The organism is Arcicella sp. BE140, from assembly GCF_031456255.1.
Taxonomy (GTDB): Bacteria; Bacteroidota; Bacteroidia; order Cytophagales; family Spirosomataceae; genus Arcicella; species Arcicella aquatica.
Window position 1 is genome coordinate 550,242 of the sequence record NZ_JAVDUE010000001.1, and the last position, 22,333, is coordinate 572,574.

Sequence of the window (22,333 nt, forward strand, 5' to 3'; positions counted from 1 at the left end):
AAGCGACTTTGAGCAATCAGAGTCGCTTTTTTTATGCTGATTACTTTATAAGTCAACCTATTCTTTTATTTTTTTACGGAATTCACGAGGTGAAATACCCATCACTGTCGTAAATATTCTACTAAAATGATAAGGGTCATTATAACCAATGGTGTAAGCAATTTCCTTTACTCTTAATTTGCTATGTTCTAATAAGCTACAGGCTTGTTGTACTTTGAGAAAAGTGAAAAAGTTGATTGGGGAACTTTGTACTTTCTGTCGAAAAACTGCTGAGAAATGCGATGCAGACATTCCTGCTACATCTGCCAATTGTTCCAACGTGAGTGTTTCAGTCAGGTGTTTTTTCATATAAGCAATTACCTTACTGATAGGGTCAGTTTCTGTAGTGTGTTGAGGATTGGGGTTAAAAACAGAAGCTTTGAAAGTAGTTAGAAAATGGGCGAATTGAGCGTTTGCATAAACGATGTTATCATCATTGAATGACATTTCGATATGCGAAATAATATCATCAAACATCACTAAACGCTGATTGTTGGGAAGCAATGCTACAGGCGAATAATTTTTAGTGTTTTCAAATAAGAAGTTTATATAATGTGCCGATAGTGTACCAACGAAATGTACCCAATAGATTGTCCATGGATTATCAATATTGGCACCATAGCTATGTGGAATATTAGCAGGAATAATAAAAAAGTGGTCTTGATTGACAAAATACTTTTGGTTATCTACCATATACCAGCCTTCGCCCTCTAAACAATATATTAGAATATGCTGTCCACAACCATTTTTACGTTCGCAAGCATGGTTATTTGCTTTGAGATAATACCCAATGTCAGTAATATATAAGGTTTCGACTAATGGGTGCTTAATAACTCTTGACAATAACTCATGAGGCATAATGTATGTCCGTTGTCCTAAAAAGCCTTCTTCTCTTGTAGTCATTGAAGTATATATATAATAATATTATCTATGTTTTTCATAAAAAGAGTCATGTAAATGTAGGCTTTAAACAGGTAAGTTTGCAATTAAATATTAGATTATTTCAAAATATCAATCGTAATTAAGGATAAGGATACTTGGTACATACTGTTTTTGTTTTTCGCTTTTTCATCAACATAGATGATATTTTCCAGTACATTATCCATCTTTATAGGGCAAGCTTATAAACTGCCATTGATTTAAAATAATAGTTTACAATTAAACGGGAAAAAACTCATTCAAAAGTATTTAGCATATAGATAGGGTTTTTTACTGTGAACTGTTTTGATAAATAAGAGTCACTACATTGTAAGATTCGTAAAAATATGAATATTAGTAAATTAATCTTTATCGGTTCTATTGTCATTATTTGGGGATATTCGCTGTATTCCCTGAATAAAACAGGCAATGAGGTAGATTATAGTACGCAAGTAAAACCCATCTTGAATAAGCATTGTATTGCTTGTCATGGAGGGGTAAAAAAGCAAGGCGGATTCAGTTTGCTATTTAGAGAAGAGGCGTTGGGAAAAACCGAATCAGGAAAGCCAGCTATTATCCCAGGTGATGCTGAGCATTCAGAATTTATTATCAGACTTACGCATAAAGACCCTGAAGAAAGGATGCCTTTGAAAAAAGAGCCTCTGAAAAAAGAAGAGATAGAAATATTAACAAAATGGGTGAATCAAGGAGCAAATTGGGGCGAGCATTGGGCTTTTGTAAAACCAGAGATGCCTACAGTGCCGAACAAAGGCTTTTTTGCAGGATTCTTTAGTTTGTTTGGTGATAAATGGGAGAAGAATGACATTGACTATTTTGTAAAAAATAAATTGGAGCAAGAAGGCTTAAAACCTTCAACTAAAGCGGGAAAATCGATATTATTAAGAAGACTTTGTTTGGATTTAACAGGCTTACCACCTACCGAAAAACAAATAGAGGAATTTATGAAGGATGATAGTGATAATGCCTATGAAAAGATGGTAGATAGCCTGCTGGCATCCTCACAATTTGGTGAACGGTGGGCAGGCATGTGGCTGGATATGGCTAGGTATTCAGATACAAAAGGCTATGAAAAAGATGAAGGTAGGAATATCTGGCAATACAGAGATTACGTCATCAAGGCATTTAACCAAGATATGCCTTACACGCAGTTTATTAAAGAACAACTGGCGGGTGATTTATTGAAAAACCCAAGCGAACAACAATATATCGCTACGGCCTTTCATCGGAATACTGTTAATAATGATGAGGGTGGTACGGATGATGAAGAGTTTAGAAATGCTACGATGGTAGATAGAGTAAACACTACTTGGGAGGTATTTCAGTCTACAACCTTTGCTTGTGTACAATGCCACTCGCATCCGTATGACCCTATTCGTCATGAAGACTATTATAAATCAATGGCGTTTTTCTACAATACTCGTGATGAAGATGTACCAGACGATTCTCCTTATCTAAGGCAATTTAATAAGCCAGAAGACAAGGCAAAACTAGAGGGTTTACAAACGTGGTTAAAAACTAATTTCAGTAGCCAGCAAGAAAAAGAAATCACGCAATATTTGACTTTTCTAGAACCTAAAATTCATCCGCATGCGGGCGACCAATTTATTAATGGGGCATTGGCTGATAATAAATATCTAGGTGTAAGAAATGGTGGTTCGGTAAGGTTTAAGTCTTTGCCTGTGGAGGGCAAAAGACAGCTTTTGGTAGCGTATGGAAACAAAACAGGAAGCCCAACGTTGATGGAAATTCGCTTAGGCTCATTGACAGGGAAAGTACTCACGACGATAAAATTAGACACTACGCAAAAAGGAGGATGGACTAACTCATGGGACTATCAATTATATGATTTACCCAAAATGAGCGGTCGACAGGATTGGTACTTGACTTTCAAGAATGCAAAAGTCAAACCAGACCAAAGTACTTGTGTGATTGGAAGTTTTACCTTATTACCTGAATTTCCGGGCAAAGGAAAGCCAGAGTACAATGAAAAAAAACAATCCTTTTTGGAATTAATAAGGGCAAATACTGAAAACACGCCCGTTATGCTCGATAACCCTCTTGAATATGCCCGACAAACGAATGTTTGGGAGCGAGGGAATTGGTTAGCAAAAACGAAAGTAGTACAACCAGATATTCCTGAAGCCTTGGGAAGATTACCGAAAGGAGCGCGTAAAAATCGTTTAGGTTTAGCCATGTGGCTAGGGAGTAACGAAAATCCATTGACTGCCAGAGTGGCGGTGAATCGTTTTTGGGAGCAACTTTTTGGAACGGGCTTGGTAGAAACCCTAGAGGATTTTGGTACACAAGGTTTCACGCCTACTAATGCAGCATTATTAGATTTTCTGGCTATAAAATTTATGGATGAATATCAATGGAAACCTAAAAAGCTGTTGAAGGAAATCGTCATGTCGGCAACATATCAGCAAGATTCAAAAGCTAATGAAGATTTATTAGAAAAAGACCCGATGAATCGATTGTTGGCTCGTGGGCCAAGAGTACGTTTGTCGGCCGAACAAATCAGAGACCAAGCATTGTTGGTAAGTGGTTTATTGAGCTATAAAATGTATGGTAAAAGTGTTATGCCGTATCAGCCAGATGGCATTTGGAATACGCCCTATAGTAACATGGCTTGGAAACTAAGTGATAAGGAAGACAAATATCGACGGGCTTTATATACCTACTGGCGCCGTTCAACGCCATATCCATCCATGATAACTTTTGATGGAGCAAACCGTGATATTTGTTTGGCTAGGAGAATCCGAACCAATACACCTTTGCAGGCACTTGTTACCTTAAATGACCCCGTTTATTTAGAATGTGCTAAAAGCCTAGCCAAGAAGATGGAAGCATGCGGGGGAACAATTGATGAGCAAATCAAGAATACTTATCGATTAACGATGTGTAAAAACATTACAGACAAGAAATTAGCCATCTTGAAAAAGCTTTATACTAACACACTAATAACGTATCAGAAAAGTAAAAATGAGGCAGCGTTGCTATTGAATATTTGTCCAGATGATAATATCAAACCAAAAAATATTCCTGACTTAGCCGCCAAGACTTTAGTAGCAAGCACCTTGTTGAATTTGGATGAGTTTATTATGAAAGAATGATTGATAAGCGAGGAATGTAGAGTTTTGAGTGTGGAGTATATCGTTTTGTAATAGTACTTGAAATTTTATCTTAATCTGGCGTCAGCATTTGATGAAATTCCGCTGTTTGAGCGGAGCGAGTTTCGGAATTTCTTGATTTTCTTTTGTTACTTTTCTTGCATCAAGGCAAGAAAAGTAAGGTCTTATAGAAGGGAATATTAAATTTTAGATATAGATACATTAAAGCTCCAGATATTTTCCAATGGTCTAATTCATTATTTGATAAAAGAAAAGTTTGTAATATAATAATTACGTAATTATGAAAAACTTACAAGAAGAACTTCTTTTTGAAACGCTCCGTCACGAAACACGTAGGCATTTTCTAAAACAATGTACTACAGGTTTAGGAATGATGGCGATGGGTTCTTTGCTACAGAGTTGTGGAGGCAATCAGCCTTCGGCTATGACGAATGTTGCTAATCCTCTATCGCCTAAAATGCCTCATTTTGCAGGGAAAGCTAAGTCTGTTATTTACTTGCACATGGCGGGCGCTCCTTCGCAATTAGAATTATTCGACTATAAGCCAGAATTGATGAAATTGGATGGACAGCTTTGTCCTCAATCATTTTTAGAAGGCAAAAAATTTGCCTTTATTCGTGGTGTACCTCAGATGATGGGTCCACAGGCGAATTTCCAACAAGTAGGACAAAGCGGAGCATGGATGTCGGATAAAATGCCACATTTACAAACCGTGGCAGATGATATTTCTTTCTTAAAAGCCATGTACACCGACCAGTTTAATCATGCCCCCGCACAATTGCTTTTGCACACAGGCTCGGCACGTTTAGGGCGACCAAGCACGGGTACATGGGCAACGTATGGGTTAGGGTCTGAAAACCAGAATTTGCCGGGCTATATGGTGTTAACATCTGGAGGGAAAAATCCTGACGGGGGTAAAGCCTTGTGGGGAAGTGGCTTTTTGCCTTCTGTTTATCAAGGAGTACAATGTAGAAACCAAGGAGAGCCAGTTTTATATATTTCTGACCCATCAGGGGTAAATCGCGACATTAGGAAAAATACGATTGATGCTATTACTGAAATCAATAAGGAGTCATATCAAGAATTTCATGACCCTGAGACCTTAGCTAGAATTTCGCAATATGAAATGGCTTTTAAAATGCAGACTACTGTGCCTGAGGTAATGGATATTTCCAAAGAACCTGCCTATATTCATGAAATGTATGGTACTGAAATGGGAAAAGAATCCTTTGCCAACAACTGTTTATTAGCCAGAAAATTAGTAGAGCAAGGAGTAAGGTTTGTGCAATTATTTGATTGGGGATGGGATTCGCACGGGGGAGCTTCTGAAAGCAGTGATGTCGTGAATGGCTTAACCAATAAATGTGCTACCGTCGATAAAGCCATTACGGCACTGATACAAGATTTAAAACAACGGGGATTATTAGACGAAACCTTGATTGTGTGGGGTGCCGAATTTGGTAGAACACCCATGCAAGAGAACCGCGAGGGCAAAGCAGCGGCTTTTAAAGGCAGAGACCATCATACCGAAGCCTTTACCGTTTGGATGGCAGGCGGAGGCATCAAAGGGGGATATTCTCATGGTGAAACTGACCCGCTTGGATATGTAGGTACGAAGGATAGAACTTCCGTTTTTGACTTGCAAGCTACCATTATGCACTGCTTAGGTTTCAATCATGAAGAATTTACTTATCCTTTTCAAGGAAGAAACTTTAGATTGACCGATACGGCAGGAAAAGTGATTAAGCCTGTGCTGTCCTGATTAAACAGGATAGCATGAATAGAGTATAATTGTGCAGTTGTATCTTACTCCTTTAAATCAAATATTTTAAACTATTATGAAAAAGATACAAATAGCCTTATTGGCTTTATTAACAAGTTTGTCAACATTTGCCCAAACGGGTTATACGCCAAGTCCCGAAAATATTAAAGCACGTGAAGAATTTGAAAAAGCACGCTTTGGGATGTTTATTCACTGGGGTTTATCCAGTGTTTTGGGTGATGGAGAGTGGGTAATGCAAATAAAAAATATTCCTGTGAAGGATTATACCAAACTGCAAAGAGCCTTCAATCCTGTTGATTTTAATGCCAAAACATGGGTAGATATTGCCAAAGGTGCAGGGATGAAATATATTACCTTGATTACTCGCCACCATGATGGCTTTAGTAATTTCGATACGAAGCAGTCAAGCTGGAATATCATGAATACGCCTTACAAGCGTGATATTGTCAAGGAATTAGCAGACGAATGTCATAAACAAGGGATTAAAATCTGTTTTTATTATTCTTTGTTAGACTGGTACCGTGATGACTATCCTTATGAAACAGGGAAAACTGGAAAAGGAACTGGCCGTACTAAAAAGAGTAATTATGCCAGTTATTTAGCTTTTATGAAAAGTCAATTGACAGAGTTATTGACAAAGTATGGGGAAGTATCGGCTATTTGGTTTGATGGACACTGGGATCAGCTAGATAATGACCATGACAAAACCTTGCAATCAAAAATTGACTGGAAATATGATGAGATTTATGGCTTGATTCATAAACTTCAACCACAATGTTTGATTGGGAATAATCACCATTTGAGTCCACTCCCAGGTGAAGACTTCCAAATGTTTGAGCGTGACTTACCGGGTGAAAACAAAGGAGGATTGAGCGGACAAGATATTTCAGCATTGCCATTGGAAACATGTGAGACCTTGAATGGTGCATGGGGATATAATATCAAAGATGACCACTATAAAACACCTAAGCAATTGGTAGATTATTTGGTACGTGCTGCTGGTTATGGAGCTAACTTTTTATTAAATGTTGGGCCAATGCCAAATGGGGAAATCCAGCCAGAATTTGTAGAACGTTTGGCGAAAGTAGGAGAGTGGACTAAAGTTTATGGAGAAACCATTTATGGCTCTAAAGGTGGCTTTATTCGTCCGCAGGAATGGGGAGCTGTTACTGAAAAAGGGAACAAAATCTATCTTCATTTATTGAAATACAATGACGATAAGTTTATGTTGAAAGTTCCTCAAGCGTTCAAAAGTGCGAAGTTGTTTAAAAATGGTACTCCTATTAAGTTTCAAAAATTAGATAATAACTATTTTGTATTTGATATTGCATCTTTAGATAAAAGCGAGTTAGATAACGTCATTGAATTAGAAAAATAACATGAAAATAGAAAAGACAATTCCTTTGTTGAGAATCTTTGATGTCAATAAAGCCCGAGAATTCTATATTGATTGGCTCGGTTTTCAAGAAGACTGGGTACATCAGTTTGAAGAAAATACGCCTTATTATATCCAGATTTCAAGAGGGGAATTGACTTTTCATCTTACCGAACATTACGGAGACTGCACTCCGGGAGGAAAAGTTTTTATTGACTGTTCTGATTTAGAAAGTTTCTTCAACGAATTACAAACCAGACCTTATAAATATTATCGCCCATCCATAGAAGAAGCCTTTTGGGCGGCAAGTATCATGAGTTTAACAGACCCTTTTGGAAACCGATTACTATTTAACGAATATAAAAAAGCATAATCAATGAACGAGCATCAATCAAGACGAAACTTTCTTAAAACCAGTAGCTTAGCTGTGGGTTCTGGCTTAATAGCAAATTCAGTTTCGGCGAATAAGATTCAAAAGAACATAGAAAACGTTGTGATTGGACACAATTCACACAAGTACAAAGTAATAGCAGGATGGGGCGTATTGGATGCTGACAAAAATCCTGTGAACGATTGTCACGAAATGGTGGAAGATGCCAAAGGACGTTTGATTATGTGTACCAATGAAACCAGAAATAATATCTTGATTTATGATAAATCAGGGAAGTTATTAGATGCTTGGGGAACTACCTATCCAGGTGCACACGGTTTAACCATTGCAAATGAAGGCGGAGAACAGTTTTTGTTTATTTGCGATAATGCTCGTCACCAAGTAATTAAAACGGATTTGAAAGGGCGTGAAGTAATGAAGCTTGAATATCCCAAAGAAACAGGCGTTTATGAATCACCGAATCGTTTTGTGCCTACCGAAACAGCCGTTAATCCTGCCAATGGTGATATTTATGTGGCGGATGGGTACGGCTCGCAATACATTACGCAATACGATATAAAAGGAAGATATATCCGTCATTTTGGTGGGTATTCTAAGGAATATACCGACGAGAAATTTGATACCTGCCACGGTATTTTAGTAGATACTCGTGATAAAAAGAATCCTACGTTACTAGTTACCGACCGTGTGCATAACTGTTTGAAACGTTTTACATTAGATGGAAAATTCTTAACTGTTTATCATTTGCCGGGTACTTTTGTGTGTCGCCCAGTATTACGTGGCGATCATATTTTTGCTGCCGCTTTCAGAAGTACAGATGGGTCTTGGAATAATTCTGGTTACATACAAGTATTGGATAAAGATATGAAAGTAGTGTCAACACCGGGTGGTTCAGAGCCTACTTACAAAGACGGTAAACTACAACGTCAGTACAAAGATGACCCTAATCAAGTATTCATGCATCCGCATGATGTATATGTAGATTCTGACGAAAACGTTTATGTCCCTCAATGGAATTCTAAAAAAACGTATCCAGTTAAATTAGAAAGAATTGCGTAGGAGTAATGAGTTTATTGACGCTATAATTATAAAAATCATCTATCATGACTAGCGAGAGAATTAATTCTCTCGCTAGTCATGATAGATGATTTAGCTTAACATAAAAAAGACTCATGGCATGACTTTGCTAGCTTTATCATACTTGCTAAGTAATTGGAAGTCATGCCATGAGTGACCAAGAACTCACAGCTCATTGCTCAAATCTGATTGCTAAAAGCTCAAAACAATAAACAATGATTTTATTACAAACGAATGTTCCTTCTGATTGGGCAATGTTTTTTGGACATTTTCATCCTGTAGTAGTTCACCTACCTATCGGAATGCTGATGATTGCTGCCATATTAGAACTTATTTCTCGTAAAAAAGGACTCGAATCTCTACAGCCTGCTATTGCACCCATTTTGTTTTGGGGTATGATTACGGCAGTTATATCTTGTATTTTTGGTTACTTACTTTCTACTTCTGGTGAATACAATGAAGAAACATTATTCCTTCACCAGTGGATGGGTATTGGTGTAGCATTAGTTGCGTTAGCGGCTTGGTACATGAAAGTGAATTGGCAACAAGACCCAACCATGAAGAAAGCCTATATGCCTGCTGTTTATTTAATCGTGATTTTATTAACAGGAACAGGACATTTAGGGGGGAATATGACGCATGGCGAAGACTATCTATACGCTTATACGCCCGAGCCTTTTCGTTCGATGGCAGGATTGCCACCGAGAACCAAAGGAGGAACAGGAGTTAGAAAGAAAATTGAAAATATCAATGAAGCATTGGTCTATCAAGATATTGTTGCCCCAGTGATGGAACAAAAATGTTGGTCTTGCCATAATGCCAATAAAATCAAAGGAGGATTGAGAATGGATACTCAGGAACTTTTGATAAAAGGTGGAGAAAATGGGGCAATCATCAAAGCAAATGATGCGGCCAACAGCGAATTAATCAAACGTTTGTTATTGCCCGAAGAAGACGAACACCACATGCCACCGAAAGGGAAAACACCTTTGAGCGAACAAGAAATCTCGCTTTTGCATTGGTGGATTCAAAACGGAGCAGGCTTTGATAAGAAAGTAGCACAACTAAAACCAGACGAAAAAGTAAAACCATTCTTGGCATCTTTGAGTAGCGGAGGGGAAACCAATAATACTAGTGGAGGAGAAAGTATTTCACCTGTATTTAACGAAAAAGTATCAGCCGCTGCTGAAAGTGATATTCAGAAACTAACATCAATGAATGTTGTGGTGATGTCTGTATCAAAAGAACAGCACTTTTTAGATGTCAACTTTGTGAATGCGCGTACTTTTGATGATTCAAAAATAAATCTTTTGACCAATCTATCTGACCAAATTATATGGTTAAAGTTGGGTAGTACAAAGATTACAGATAAATCCTTGGCTGAAATTTCTAAATTAAAACATTTAACGCGTTTACATTTAGAACATACAGCCATTACTGATGTTGGGTTAGCCCAACTAAAGGATTTGGAGTTTCTGGAATACATCAATTTATTTGATACCCAAATAAGCGATGTAGGCATCAAAGAATTGGCAAAATTGAAAAGCCTAAAAAAAGTATATTGTTGGCAAACTAAAGTTACTAAGCAAGGCGTATTAGCCTTACAAAAAGCATTGCCGAATGTTGAGGTAAATATTGGGTGGGAAGATAAAATACCTACTAATGATACCAACAAAGTAATTACACAGAAGGTGGCAGCTAAATAAGATTAAGCAAAAGCTACATGTATAAATACGGGTTAAATACGGTACACTTTACCGTATTTAACACATTGTTCTACTTACCAAATTTTGGGAATATTGTTATGTAAAATCCTCCTAACATAGCAATACCATGATACCACAACATATTCTGCCAATCCAATTCAAATTGGGTAAAAGAGCTACTTTTTTTGCGAATGAAATTATATTTTTTGAGGGAGAAATCAATTATACACGTATTCACTTTGCTTTTGGAAAAACAAAGGTAATCGCCAAAACCCTTTCTAAAGTTGAAGGAAGAGTTAATACCGATTCATTTTTGAGAATCAACAGAAAGTATTTAGTAAACCAGAAATTCATTCGGGAGGTAGATAAATATGACCTTATTTTGTTAGATGGCCGAATCCTTCCAATTTCACGTAGAAAGCGTTTTTGCTTGACTAAATAAATCTATTTAATACAGATTTGCGATATAACAATAACTTTGCTCATTGTTGCTTTGGTTTATTTTCCCGAAATTGTGCGTTAGTAATGTTGATTCTTACTCGTTTACGCAACTATTATATACACTTTGTGTTTATTTAAAAGTAAATGGTATGAGCATCATTTTACTAATTTATCAGTAACCAAAATAGGACTATATAATAGAAAGATAGTCAATCCAATAATGATACAAATCGATATTGCTGCACTTCGTGAAAACTATAGCAAAGGCAGCTTAGACGTTAAAGACGTAAGTGTTTCTCCGATAGAACAATTTCAAAAATGGTTTAATGAGGCTATCGCCAGTAAATTGCCAGAGCCCAATGCTATGATTGTGTCAACGGTTGGCAACGATGCTAAACCTTCAGCAAGGATTGTCTTGTTGAAAGGTATTGATAATGGCTTTACTTTTTATACAAATTACCTTAGCAAGAAAGGAACAGAATTAGCCGAAAACCCTAATGCTTGTATTACATTTTTTTGGAATGAACTTGAGCGTCAAGTACGCATTGAAGGAACTATTGAAAAAGTAAGTGCCGAAGAATCAGACGCTTATTTTCAAAGCCGCCCATTAGGAAGCCAAATAGGAGCTTGGGTTTCTAATCAGAGTATGGTGATTGAAAGTAGGGAAGTATTAGAAGAAAGAGAAAAACATTTAAGAGAAAAATTTGGTAACGAGCCTATTCCCCGCCCTCCGCATTGGGGTGGTTATCGCTTAATACCAACTTATGTTGAATTTTGGCAAGGTCGCCCGTCAAGGCTTCACGATAGGATTGCTTATACAAAATTAGAAGAACACGTTTGGAAGATAGAACGTCTATCTCCTTAACTTTTATTAAGTCAGTGACTTTTTGGGCGTCACTGACATAATTTTTATATCACTACTTCAAATGGAACAAATCAGTTACCCCAATTTTTTTGTAAGACGTATAGCCTTCGCCAAACTCTGCACCAATACTATGTCCCATTTCACGATTACGTGCTTCCACAAATTTCAAAAATGCAGGAGAAGAAAGATATGAATCAGGGTCTTTTGAGGTTGGGTCATAAAACTGACTTCTAAAAGCTCTGATTGAATCTTCTTTTTGTTGCCAGTATGCCGAAATATCTACTACAAAATCAGGGTCTATATACCTATCTTGAATATAATGATAAACATTTTTAGGTCGCCAAGCTTCTTGTAAAGTTCCATCATCCTCAAACGTTTCAACCATTCGTAGTCCGGATTTAAAACATGAATCTACTGCTAGCTCACAGCCTTTAATATGGTCTGGGTGACGGTCGTTAATGGCATTGGCTAACACGATTTCAGGACGATAGCGTCTGATTACCCTGATGAGTTTCATCAGATGCTCTTCATCATTGACAAAGAAACCATCTCTAAAACCCAGATTTTCGCGCGCATGAACTCCTAAAATTCTGGTAGCTTCAACAGATTCAGCCAAGCGAATTTCAGGTGTCCCCCTTGTTCCTAGCTCACCACGAGTAAAATCAACGATTCCAACTTTTTTGCCTTGCGCTATTTGCATACAAATCGTTCCAGCACAACCTAATTCGGCATCATCTGGATGTGCCGCCATCACCAATATATCTAACTTCATTGTAATATAAATTCTTATTTCTGAATTGAAAAACGTTGCAATTTAAACAGGAAATTGAGCTAAAAAACAAAAGAGCCAACAGATTTTGGTGCTGTTGGCTCTTTTTAAATATTATCACTATTAATTAATGAATTCTAAGTCTTCTTCCAATTCTTAAACTAGCAGAAATTCTCATACCATTCATTCTTGCTAATTTATCTACAGAAATCCCTGCTCTATTAGCGATAGAATATAATGAATCACCAGAACGAACGGTTGTCCAAGCAGTTCTGCGTGTTTTTACTTTTCTAGCACTTGAACCATATTCGTTATCTAATGAAAGTCCGTAGGTATCGAATACTCTGGCAGAAATTAATACATGGTCTGAAACAGGTTCAGTTCTTTCACCAGAAAAATTAAATACATAAATAGCAGGATTGAAAGGGTTCCCTTCATAGCGAGTCTCAAAGTGCAGGTGTGAACCTGTGCTTCTACCTGTACTTCCACCTAAACCGATTTGGTCACCAGCTTTTACATAAGCGCCAGATTCAAAGTTTTTAGCAGATAAGTGACCATAAAGCGTTTCTAAGCCATTATAATGACGAACTACCAAGAATTTACCATATCCACCGCCATCATATCCTGATACTCTGACAATGCCATCAAATGCAGCATAAACAGGGTCGCCAGTTTCTAAATCTAAATCAACGCCCGAGTGCATTCTTCCCCAACGAGGACCAAATACAGACGTTAATTTTGGGGCTGAGTTTGGTACAGACCAGTATCTACCTTGTTCTTTATTAAATAGCTCAATATCTACTACATCGTCAAAATCTTTTGGATTAATATCGTAAGGGTCGATATTAGTAGCATCCCAAATAGAAAAATAGGTGGCTACTGACACAAAATCATCACTGCCTTCTGCTCTGGTTTCTTCTTCAATCTCAACAATTAAAGGTTCTCTTTCATCAACAGATGTTGTATCAAAAATACTAATCGAAGAATTTAGTTCTTTGGCAGGTTCAAATTTTGAGGAAGCAGTAATAGCCGACGAAGTAGCTACTGGTTCAGGAACATAGTCAGTCCTGAATTGCAGTTTGGGCAACTCATCTAAGGCTTCGTCTAAATTTTTGTTGCTTTTATCCTTTGCATTTGTTTTCACATTAATCTTAGGGTTTTTCTTAAAACTCCCAGATTCTTGTGAAAAAGAAATGAATGAAACGAGACAAAATACTAAGACTAATAATTTTTTAATTGTATTCATCTGAAATAAAATTAATAAAGAACGAAGATGCCATCAAAATAGGCTGTTAGTGTAATTCATTTTCAGCTAACCATCTTTCTGCATCTAAAGCCGCCATACAGCCAGTTCCTGCTGCTGTAATTGCTTGACGATAAATGTTGTCTTGTGCATCGCCTGAAGCAAATACCCCTGCAATATTAGTACGGCTCGATCCTTTTTCTGTGATAATATATCCTGCCTCATCCATATCCAAGAAACCTTTGAAAATGTCTGTGTTAGGTTTATGACCAATTGCCACAAAGAAACCTGTTACAGGTAAAACAGTGGTTTCGTTTGATACTGTATTTTTTACTCTTACGCCTGTTACACCTCCGTCATCACCTAACACTTCATCTGTTTCTGTATTCCAGTGCATTTGAATTTTAGGGTTTGAAGTAACTCTTTTTTGCATGATTTGCGAAGCACGTAATTCATCACGACGTACAATCATGTGTACTTTTGAGCAAAGATTGGCTAAGTAAGTAGCTTCTTCTGCTGCTGTATCACCACCACCAACGATTGCTACTTCCTGATTACGGAAAAAGAAACCATCACAAACAGCACAAGCTGATACTCCACGACCATTAAAAGCTTGTTCCGAAGGCAAGCCTAACCATTTGGCTGAAGCGCCCGTTGAGATGATAACGGTATCTGCTAAAATTTCGTGTGTATCATCAATGAAAACTTTTTTTGGACTTACTGAAAAATCTACCGAAGTAGCCATTCCATAACGTACATCAGTACCAAATCTACGAGCCTGCTTTTCTAAGTCTTGCATCATTTCTGGTCCTTGAATTCCATTAGGATATCCTGGGAAGTTCTCTACGTCATTGGTTATTGTTAACTGCCCGCCTGGTTGTGGCCCTTGATACATTATCGGTGTCAATCCTGCACGTGAAGCGTAAATTGCTGCGGTGTAACCCGCTGGTCCTGAGCCTATAATAAGGCATTTGGTATGCTCTGCCATTGTTAAGTTTAATACTTTTTGTACTTAATTTTTGTAATATTTATGCTAGTTTGCTAGTAAAATGAGAACAAAAATTTATACGTAAAAATTGCAGATAAAATCCAGAATGCCAAGAAATTATTCAAAATGAAATAGTGATATGGATGTTAAGTTGTTGATTGTCAGTAATATGAACTTGTTTTTGAGGTGTGTAAAAATATTTACAGAGAAATATAATTTGTACAAAACTAATTTTTATCACAAAACGATGGTCTGCTCAATGAAAGATTAGCCTGAAACTATACATGCGAGATTCGAGTTAAACATTGCCTTTCAAGCGTTTAACCGAACTTCGCATGCATAATTCTAAGAATTATTAAAGAGACTTATTTTGTCAATTCAGTAGTATAAACTACTTTCCCTTCTTCATTGATTACTTGAACGAAAAGTTTGTTCCCAGTGGCTGAAAATACCATAAAACCATAATCAGAAAGTGCTAATTTACTAATTGGCAAAGTGCCAATAGGCGTTTTTTCTGAAGCAGAACCTGATACAAAATAATGTGTTTTACCTTCAGGTAATAAGTGTTGTAAATCGTGGTCATGTCCACACAAATAGGCATCAACCTTATGCTTGTCTAGTACTGATTTTAACGAAGCACGGATAGCACGTGTATCATAGCTTTCTCTTCTTTTTTCAGTAGCCGTAAAAAGAGGATGATGACCTACCACAATTTTCCATTTGATGGATGGAGAATTGTTTGAAAGTGTTTTGTCTAACCAAACTTTTTGAGCAGTACTATCTTGACTAACAACTGCATTGCTGTATTCACCCTTATAAAATTCAGGGATAAGAGGATTAGTATCGATAAAAGCTATCAATACTTGTTGGTTGGCATCACCATTGATAGAAAACGTCTTTGAGTAATAACGAGCAGGCATATTCCAACGGCGACTAATTTTTGAATAAGCTACCTGTGCATCTGGATTCGATTTGTAATCGTGATTCCCCAACACTGGAAACCAGTCCCACTGCAACGAGAAATCAGTATAAATATCCTCAAAAGAATATTTCCAAAGTGGGTCATATTCGCTTCTAACACCACTTGGGTAAAAGTTGTCGCCCGTAGCAATGATAAAATCGGCCTTGATTTTTGTAGCTACTTTCCCCATTTGGCTAGCTACAGGTTTTTGATGGTCGGCACCATTTCTACCCCAATCGCCCATTACTAAAAAGTTTAAAGCACCTGCATGACTATTCAGCTCAGTGGTTTGACCTACCGCTATTCCACTGGTAAATAATGAGCATACTAAACAGAAACTCTTGAAAACATTGATTGATTTCATTATGTAAAAATTAAAGATAAAATTCTGGATATTTTATAAATCTTTTAATTGACGTTATTAGAGGTATAAAGACATTAAGTCGTCAAAAATAATGGTCTTTGCAGTCAATATTTGTTATGGTACGGTTAATTAAAGCGAATCGTATGAAAAATACTTTCAAGTTGAAGGTTTAGTACAAATATATATTTACTTTGTGCCAAACTATGGAAATAAAAATATTCAATACAGATCAAGAAATACTTACGTCGCTTGCAGAAAGTGATGCAAGAGCTTTTGATTTTCTGTATCAAAAGTTTTTTTCCAAACTTTATGCTGCTGCATATAAGCGACTTCAAAATCGTGAGTTGACAGAAGAGGTAATACAAGAATTGTTTATTTCCTTGTGGGAACGTCGCAAATTGTTGACTATCACTACAACTATTGAAGCTTACTTATTTACTTCTGTGAAATATCTGGTAATTGCTCAGTACAAGAAAAACGATTTGTTTGAAAAGTATTCTAATAGTGTACAACCAGCAGACGACTATAATTTTACGGAACAAATGGTTGCCTTTGACGAATTAAACGAAGCTTATCAAAAAGCGTTACAATCGTTGCCTGAAAGATGTAGGGAGGTATTTTTGTTGAAAAGAACGGGACTATCACAAAGAGAAATTTCTGAACGCCTAGACATCTCAGAAAAAACAGTTGAAAATCAAATGACCAAAGCTTTGAAAATACTAAGAGAAGTATTGAGCGATTACACGGCACTATCTATTATATTAATACCTGCACTACACTAATGTAAAAGTTAATTTATTAAAATGTTCTATCATCATGAGTCAATTAAATAATCCACACGACAAGTTCTTTAAAGAAACTTTCTCTAGACTAGAGATTGCACAGAGCTTTATTGAAGAAACTTTTCCTCTGAAATTAGAGAGAGAATAAATTTGTTTAAATTAAAGAAAACAAATGCTTCGTTTACGGATGCTGATTTATCAGAGCATTTGGCAGATATTGTTTATCAAACAGAATATGCTGGACAAAAGGCTTTGGTCTCGTTACTTTTTGAGCACAAATCTTATCCAGAAAAATATCCTCATCTACAGCTTTTGCGTTATATGAATAACGTGTGGTTAGAAGAGCAAAAACAAAATAAAGAACTATCTGTCGTTATCTCGACGGTTATTTATCATGGAGAGACAGTTTGGAAAAAGCTTTCGATGATTGCTTATTTTGGTAATCCTCATGAAAGTCTTCATCAGTTTATTCCTCAATTTGATTACCTGCTATTCTCCCTTAATGAGATTGAAGATTATCAAATTGAAAATTTTAAAAGTGATTTGCTGGGTGTCACAACGATGTTAATGAAGCATAGTAGAGACAAAGCGAATAACTTTTTGAGTTTAACACCTTTCTTGGTTAATAAGCTAAATGCTTTAGATGTTGCCCATCAGGATGATTTTATTAAGACTACTTTTCGCTATATCGAAGAAGGTATCAACTTGACACAGAACAAATTATCGCCTATATTTACACAGGTTTCACAAAATGTAAACAATATTGCTATGACTATTGCAGATGAAATTAGAGCCGAAGAAAGAGAAAAAACTACATTTAATTATGTTAAGGGATTACTTCAAAATGGGGCTTCTATTGAATTAATTTCAAAATCTTTTGGCATATCTATTCAAAAGGTAGAGGAAATTATTAAGAAATTGAAAAGCTCTTCTAATTAAACAACATTGATATGACTATTGCAGATGAAATTAGAATGGAAGAAAGAGAGAATATTATTTTCAATCATATAAAAGGATTATGGGAAGATGGTAAAAAAGCAGAATATATTGCGAGTGTTTTAAAACTTCCGTTTAAAGAAGTTGAAGAAATTATCAAAAAAATAGAAAATACTTCAAAGTAAAGACTATTTAATTATTTAATAAAATATACTCAAACAAGCTCAAAAGGCTTGTTTTTTGTTTTTCGGTAAATTGATGGCTTTTAATTATTTCATTTGTTAAAAAAATATTTCTATCAGCATAGGGGAAAAGTACGGCTTGTTTCACTTAGTATTTGAAAGCGAAATAAAATGAAACTAAATCAAGAAATTATTGAACGTTATCTTAACAATGAAGCTTCGGAAGGAGAAATATTCTTTGTTGAAAGATGGTACGCTTCATTTGAAAATAACCCAGATGGACTAAGTGAATTAACACAACTGGAACGTATTGAACTTGAAAATAAGATTAAAAAATCTATCCGTGAAGAAATCAAGCGTCAGGAAAGATATACTCCTCCTCGTTGGGTTTGGGCAATGGCTAGTATGGCAGCTATGCTAGTAATTGTCGCTGGACTTTCTTTTTATTTTTTGCCGAATAGCCATGAGCATATAAGCAAAATCAAATCTGATATTCCGATTTCGGATTGGGCAAAATATGAAAACTCTTCTGCTAAAATTTTAAAGGTGGTATTACCAGATGGAAGTGTAGTGCTATTACAACCTAAAACGCAGTTGAGTTATAATCAATCTGACCGTTTGTATCGACAGGTAAATCTAAAAGGTGAAGCTTTTTTTGATGTAAAACGAGACGAAAGTCGCCCTTTCCTGATTTATTCAGGTAAAATGACTACCACAGTTTTAGGAACTAGTTTCAATGTAAAAGCATATCCTGCGATGGAAACTTTTGAAGTATCAGTCGTTACAGGAAAGGTATCTGTGAAAAATGAAATAGAAAAAGAAGTGATTTTATTACCTAAACAACAAGTGGTGTTGGAAACAAAGACAGATGAGATGCTGGTGAATTTATTACCTACTGATAAAACTTTTTACTGGGAATTATCATCATTACAATTCGATGATGATAACATGCAAAACGTCATAGAAAGAATTGAACAAAATTTTAATGTAAGTATCGATTTATCTCCTAAACTCCGAAACTGTCGTTTGAGCGGTAATTTTGAAAATGTACACCTCTCTACCATCCTCGAAATAATTTGTAGATCCATCGAAGCTGAGTACGTAATAGATGGGCAAAATATTTCACTGAAAGGAAACGGATGCCCTTAAACTAACTATCAAACCAATATTGCTGTAGAATACTTACTGCTCTCGAATCAATTTTGAGAGAGGTGGGATAATATGTCTCAAATAAATCAAAAACAATACTAAATTTAATTAACCGATGAAAAAACTTCTAGCTACAAAGCATCTAATGCTTACGATTATGAAAATTACAATTAGTCAGTGCCTTTTCTTTGCTATTTTTTCGGTGATTGCTCTAGGCTCTCCGAGCAAAGCACAGCAGATTCTCAACAGAGAAGTATCCTTAAAACTCAATAATGTGAGTTTGAAAGTGATATTGTTGGAAATCGAAAAACAGTCGGGTGTACATTTTGTGTATAGCAATAATTCAATTCATCTTGATAAAGAAGTAAGTCTTGAAGTAAATCGTGAAGCCCTCAGTATCGTACTACCTAAACTTCTTTTCCCAAACCAAATTCGTTATGAGGTAATTGAAGAACAGATTATTTTGAAAAGGAATAAAGAACAATCAAACGTTTTTCCCAGTGAAAAAGAGGAAGCTATTATTGAAGAAGAAAAAGTATCAGGAAAAGTAGTTAGCGAAAAAGGAGAAGCCCTCATTGGTGTAAATATCTTAATAAAAGGAACTACACGAGGTACCGTGAGTGACGCTGAAGGTAAATTTAGTATGGTAGCCAAAGATGGCGAAGTACTTGTGTTTTCATTTATTGGATTCAAAAAACAGGAAGTAAACGTAAGCCTTAAAGACGTAATGCAGGTTGTTTTGAAAGAAGATAATGAACAATTGGGTGAAGTTGTAGTAATTGGCTCACGTTCTACAGTGGCTCGTACGAATGTCGAGAGACCAGTGCCTGTGGATGTAATCAGTGCAAAAGAATTGCAGTCGACTGGGCAAACGGAATTATCTCAACAAGTACAATTCATGTCGCCCTCATTCAATTCGGCCAAAAATGGTATCAATGGTGTAGCCAACTATGCTGACCCAGCATCTTTAAAAGGACTATCTCCCGACCAAATGTTGGTGCTTATTGATGGCAAAAGACATCATCAGTTTGCGGCACTCAACAATAATGTGACCGTAGGAAAAGGAACAGTGGTGACAGACTTGAATGCTGTACCTTCACTGGCATTGGAAAGAATGGAAATTCTACGCGACGGTGCCGCCGCTCAATATGGCTCTGATGCTATTGCGGGTATCGCCAATTTAGTGTTGAAAAAATCTGTCAACAATGGTTCAGCTCAGATTCAGTATGGTGTTACCTCCGAAGGGGACGGTGGTGGATATACCGCGGCAATCAATTATGGTTTCTCATTAGGCAAGAAGGCTTCGTTGAACCTTACAGGAAGTTACCAAGATGTAAAAGGAACTGACCGCTCAGACCCATATAATCCCCAGCCAGTAGCAGGAGGAGCTTATACGGGAATTTATACCAACGTAAAAGCAACAGATGAAGCAGCTTTGAAATCAAGAGGATACTGGGGAGATGGTACTTATGGTTCATTTCGCCCTACAGCTTATGGAAGTAATGCAATGAAATCTGGTCAAGTATTTTATAACCTTGATATTCCATTAAAGATAGATTGGACTTTATATTCTTTCGGGGGCTTTTCTCAAAAAGATGTATTTGCACGTGCTTTCCTCCGTACCGCTTTGCCTACTAGTGCTACTTCCAATGTAGATTTATATCCTGATGGTTATGTACCAGAACTACCTGGTACTTCTGTTGATTATTCTTCTTTTGCAGGTATTAAACGTAAGACATTTACAGGTTGGAACTGGGACTTTAGTACTGGCTATGGTAGAAATTACCTTGATCAATCTGCCAAAAACTCTTCAAATGCTTCTATGGGAGCATCTTCTCCAAGAGATTTTTACATCGGTAGAATTTCATTTGGTCAAAGTTTGACGGAAATAAATGCCTCAAAAACTATACTTGGTTTGTGGAATACAAAGTCTGTTAACTTTGCTTTCGGTACGCAGTATCGTGTAGATAATTTTTCACTTAGTGCTGGTGACGAAGCATCGTATTTGATAGGACCATTGGCAGCTTCAAAAAACAAAACACCAGGTTCACAAGGAAGGGTTGGTATCGATAAGGCTGATGTAAAAAGCGTAAACCGTTCTAATATAGGGATATATGCCGATGTGGAAAGCGATATTACTAATAGATTATTAGTTGCAGCAGCTTTACGGTATGAGAATTATAGCGATTTTGGTAGTAATATTTCTGGGAAATTAGCGTCAAGAATAAAAATTACAGAGGATTTATCTATCAGAGGGTCAATCAACAAAGGTTTTAGAGCACCACTGCTTCAACAAATTGCGAATGCTGCCACCACTTCTACAGTGCAAAATGGAATTATTAGAAGTACCAAGCAATTGCCTTCTGATGACCCACGATTGAAACAAATCGGGATAGAAGACCCCAAGCCAGAAACTTCATGGAACTATAATTTGGGGATTACGGCAAAAGTGGGCAATAGCCTTTTGTTAACCGTTGATGCCTATCAGATTGATATTACGGATAGAATTATTATCACAGAAAACCTGAATGTTAATAACATAGCTGCCTTGAAAAACTTATTCCCTAATTTTCAAGAAATCACCTTTTTTACCAATGCTATCAATACTGGAACAAAGGGGATAGACGTAGTGGCGTCTTATAAAAACTCAATCAGTCCTAAAAGTAAATTTACGGCAAGCGTTGCCCTGACAGTCAACAAAACTGAAATTACTAAGATTAAAGCAACGCCTACGGCTTTACAACAAGATACTAAAGCTCCTGTAGTATTGATTGATACCGTAAGTAGAGCCCTCATAGAAACCAGTCAGCCACATACTAAAGTTTTGGTATCTTTAGGTTATCAAGTAGGCAAGTTGAGTATAAATTTCAGAAGTTCATACTTTGGCGAAGTTACCGCTTGGGAGAAGCCATCAGGACAGAATCACCGTAGCCAAACATTCGGAGGAAAAAATCTATTTGATGCTTCGGTAGTCTATAGTATCAATAAGTCTTTAAGCATTACTATCGGAGGAAATAATTTTACAAACGTTTATCCTGACAAAGTGCTGAGCAATTATGCTTCTTATTCAAACGGACAAGTACCCTATACCAGAAATGCGAATCAGTTTGGTTTCAATGGAGCATATTATTATGGTAGCCTATCAATTAGACTGTAAAGTGTATCAATAGTTAAATCTCAAGGCTCAAAGCTCACCACTCACAGCTATTATT

At 36.6% G+C, this 22,333-nt stretch carries 17 protein-coding genes and 1 pseudogene; 13 read left to right on the forward strand and 5 right to left on the reverse strand.

Annotated features, from left to right (window positions below):
• Positions 1-57 precede the first annotated feature (57 nt).
• Positions 58-942, reverse strand: a complete 885-nt coding sequence (locus tag J2Y60_RS02260; protein WP_309912167.1) for an AraC family transcriptional regulator — start codon at positions 940-942, stop codon at positions 58-60.
• A gap of 362 nt (positions 943-1,304) precedes the next feature.
• On the opposite strand from J2Y60_RS02260, the gene J2Y60_RS02265 reads away from it, so the two are divergent.
• The 8 genes from J2Y60_RS02265 (at position 1,305) to pdxH (ending at position 11,747) form a co-directional block, all read left to right on the forward strand.
• Complete coding sequence (locus tag J2Y60_RS02265) at positions 1,305-4,091, forward strand: DUF1553 domain-containing protein (RefSeq protein ID WP_309912166.1); 2,787 nt, start codon at positions 1,305-1,307, stop codon at positions 4,089-4,091.
• Between the two features lie 298 nt (positions 4,092-4,389).
• A complete protein-coding gene (locus J2Y60_RS02270) occupies positions 4,390-5,871 on the forward strand; it encodes a DUF1501 domain-containing protein (protein ID WP_309912164.1) in 1,482 nt (493 codons plus the stop codon).
• 76 nt (positions 5,872-5,947) lie between these two features.
• Positions 5,948-7,270 carry an alpha-L-fucosidase gene (locus J2Y60_RS02275; protein ID WP_309912162.1) on the forward strand — a complete coding sequence of 441 codons (1,323 nt, stop codon included), beginning with the start codon at positions 5,948-5,950 and terminating at the stop codon, positions 7,268-7,270.
• A gap of 1 nt (position 7,271) precedes the next feature.
• Positions 7,272-7,640 (forward strand): glyoxalase superfamily protein, encoded by a 369-nt coding sequence (locus J2Y60_RS02280; protein WP_309912159.1) that lies wholly within the window; start codon positions 7,272-7,274, stop codon positions 7,638-7,640.
• 3 nt (positions 7,641-7,643) lie between these two features.
• Positions 7,644-8,717 carry a twin-arginine translocation signal domain-containing protein gene (locus J2Y60_RS02285; protein WP_309912158.1) on the forward strand — a complete coding sequence of 358 codons (1,074 nt, stop codon included), beginning with the start codon at positions 7,644-7,646 and terminating at the stop codon, positions 8,715-8,717.
• A 233-nt stretch (positions 8,718-8,950) separates the two neighbouring features.
• Positions 8,951-10,441 (forward strand): c-type cytochrome domain-containing protein, encoded by a 1,491-nt coding sequence (locus J2Y60_RS02290; RefSeq protein ID WP_309912156.1) that lies wholly within the window; start codon positions 8,951-8,953, stop codon positions 10,439-10,441.
• Between the two features lie 127 nt (positions 10,442-10,568).
• Positions 10,569-10,883 carry a LytTR family DNA-binding domain-containing protein gene (locus J2Y60_RS02295; RefSeq protein ID WP_309912155.1) on the forward strand — a complete coding sequence of 105 codons (315 nt, stop codon included), beginning with the start codon at positions 10,569-10,571 and terminating at the stop codon, positions 10,881-10,883.
• 219 nt (positions 10,884-11,102) lie between these two features.
• Positions 11,103-11,747, forward strand: a complete 645-nt coding sequence (pdxH, locus tag J2Y60_RS02300) for a pyridoxamine 5'-phosphate oxidase (RefSeq protein ID WP_309912152.1) — start codon at positions 11,103-11,105, stop codon at positions 11,745-11,747.
• Between the two features lie 52 nt (positions 11,748-11,799).
• On the opposite strand, the gene bshB1 is transcribed toward pdxH, so the two are convergent.
• The 4 genes from bshB1 to J2Y60_RS02320 all read right to left on the reverse strand — a co-directional run bounded on the left by bshB1 (position 11,800) and on the right by J2Y60_RS02320 (position 16,072).
• Entirely contained in the window at positions 11,800-12,519 is a 720-nt protein-coding gene (gene bshB1, locus J2Y60_RS02305) for a bacillithiol biosynthesis deacetylase BshB1 (protein ID WP_309912150.1), read from the reverse strand.
• A 124-nt stretch (positions 12,520-12,643) separates the two neighbouring features.
• The gene (locus J2Y60_RS02310; RefSeq protein ID WP_309912149.1) at positions 12,644-13,762 is read right to left on the reverse strand and encodes a peptidoglycan DD-metalloendopeptidase family protein; all 1,119 of its coding nucleotides are present in this window, start codon (positions 13,760-13,762) and stop codon (positions 12,644-12,646) included.
• Positions 13,763-13,808: 46 nt separating this feature from the next.
• The gene (gene trxB, locus J2Y60_RS02315; RefSeq protein ID WP_309912147.1) at positions 13,809-14,747 is read right to left on the reverse strand and encodes a thioredoxin-disulfide reductase; all 939 of its coding nucleotides are present in this window, start codon (positions 14,745-14,747) and stop codon (positions 13,809-13,811) included.
• 365 nt (positions 14,748-15,112) lie between these two features.
• Positions 15,113-16,072: a tartrate-resistant acid phosphatase type 5 family protein gene (locus J2Y60_RS02320; RefSeq protein ID WP_309912145.1), complete on the reverse strand. Its 960-nt coding sequence runs from the start codon at positions 16,070-16,072 to the stop codon at positions 15,113-15,115.
• 203 nt (positions 16,073-16,275) lie between these two features.
• Here J2Y60_RS02320 and J2Y60_RS02325 point away from each other — a divergent pair, with 203 nt between their 5' ends.
• The 5 genes and pseudogenes from J2Y60_RS02325 (at position 16,276) to J2Y60_RS02345 (ending at position 22,278) form a co-directional block, all read left to right on the forward strand.
• Positions 16,276-16,854: an RNA polymerase sigma-70 factor gene (locus J2Y60_RS02325; RefSeq protein WP_309912143.1), complete on the forward strand. Its 579-nt coding sequence runs from the start codon at positions 16,276-16,278 to the stop codon at positions 16,852-16,854.
• A 34-nt stretch (positions 16,855-16,888) separates the two neighbouring features.
• Positions 16,889-17,793: pseudogene (locus J2Y60_RS02330) on the forward strand (Rpn family recombination-promoting nuclease/putative transposase).
• Between the two features lie 11 nt (positions 17,794-17,804).
• Positions 17,805-17,975 carry a hypothetical protein gene (locus J2Y60_RS02335; RefSeq protein ID WP_309912138.1) on the forward strand — a complete coding sequence of 57 codons (171 nt, stop codon included), beginning with the start codon at positions 17,805-17,807 and terminating at the stop codon, positions 17,973-17,975.
• A gap of 168 nt (positions 17,976-18,143) precedes the next feature.
• The gene (locus tag J2Y60_RS02340; protein ID WP_309912136.1) at positions 18,144-19,121 is read left to right on the forward strand and encodes a FecR family protein; all 978 of its coding nucleotides are present in this window, start codon (positions 18,144-18,146) and stop codon (positions 19,119-19,121) included.
• 115 nt (positions 19,122-19,236) lie between these two features.
• Positions 19,237-22,278: a TonB-dependent receptor gene (locus J2Y60_RS02345; protein WP_309912134.1), complete on the forward strand. Its 3,042-nt coding sequence runs from the start codon at positions 19,237-19,239 to the stop codon at positions 22,276-22,278.
• Positions 22,279-22,333: the final 55 nt, after the last annotated feature.

Bases quoted from the DNA above. Each gene is read 5' to 3' on its own strand.
- J2Y60_RS02275 (WP_309912162.1), top strand. From the start codon at position 5,948: ATGAAAAAGATACAAATAGCCTTATTGGCTTTATTAACAAGTTTGTCA.
- J2Y60_RS02340 (WP_309912136.1), top strand. From the start codon at position 18,144: ATGAAACTAAATCAAGAAATTATTGAACGTTATCTTAACAATGAAGCT.
- trxB (WP_309912147.1), bottom strand. From the start codon at position 14,747: ATGGCAGAGCATACCAAATGCCTTATTATAGGCTCAGGACCAGCGGGT.
- J2Y60_RS02290 (WP_309912156.1), top strand. From the start codon at position 8,951: ATGATTTTATTACAAACGAATGTTCCTTCTGATTGGGCAATGTTTTTT.
- pdxH (WP_309912152.1), top strand. From the start codon at position 11,103: ATGATACAAATCGATATTGCTGCACTTCGTGAAAACTATAGCAAAGGC.
- J2Y60_RS02285 (WP_309912158.1), top strand. From the start codon at position 7,644: ATGAACGAGCATCAATCAAGACGAAACTTTCTTAAAACCAGTAGCTTA.
- J2Y60_RS02320 (WP_309912145.1), bottom strand. From the start codon at position 16,072: ATGAAATCAATCAATGTTTTCAAGAGTTTCTGTTTAGTATGCTCATTA.
- J2Y60_RS02310 (WP_309912149.1), bottom strand. From the start codon at position 13,762: ATGAATACAATTAAAAAATTATTAGTCTTAGTATTTTGTCTCGTTTCA.
- J2Y60_RS02325 (WP_309912143.1), top strand. From the start codon at position 16,276: ATGGAAATAAAAATATTCAATACAGATCAAGAAATACTTACGTCGCTT.
- J2Y60_RS02345 (WP_309912134.1), top strand. From the start codon at position 19,237: ATGAAAAAACTTCTAGCTACAAAGCATCTAATGCTTACGATTATGAAA.
- J2Y60_RS02260 (WP_309912167.1), bottom strand. From the start codon at position 942: ATGACTACAAGAGAAGAAGGCTTTTTAGGACAACGGACATACATTATG.
- bshB1 (WP_309912150.1), bottom strand. From the start codon at position 12,519: ATGAAGTTAGATATATTGGTGATGGCGGCACATCCAGATGATGCCGAA.
- J2Y60_RS02335 (WP_309912138.1), top strand. From the start codon at position 17,805: ATGACTATTGCAGATGAAATTAGAATGGAAGAAAGAGAGAATATTATT.
- J2Y60_RS02295 (WP_309912155.1), top strand. From the start codon at position 10,569: ATGATACCACAACATATTCTGCCAATCCAATTCAAATTGGGTAAAAGA.
- J2Y60_RS02270 (WP_309912164.1), top strand. From the start codon at position 4,390: ATGAAAAACTTACAAGAAGAACTTCTTTTTGAAACGCTCCGTCACGAA.
- J2Y60_RS02280 (WP_309912159.1), top strand. From the start codon at position 7,272: ATGAAAATAGAAAAGACAATTCCTTTGTTGAGAATCTTTGATGTCAAT.
- J2Y60_RS02265 (WP_309912166.1), top strand. From the start codon at position 1,305: ATGAATATTAGTAAATTAATCTTTATCGGTTCTATTGTCATTATTTGG.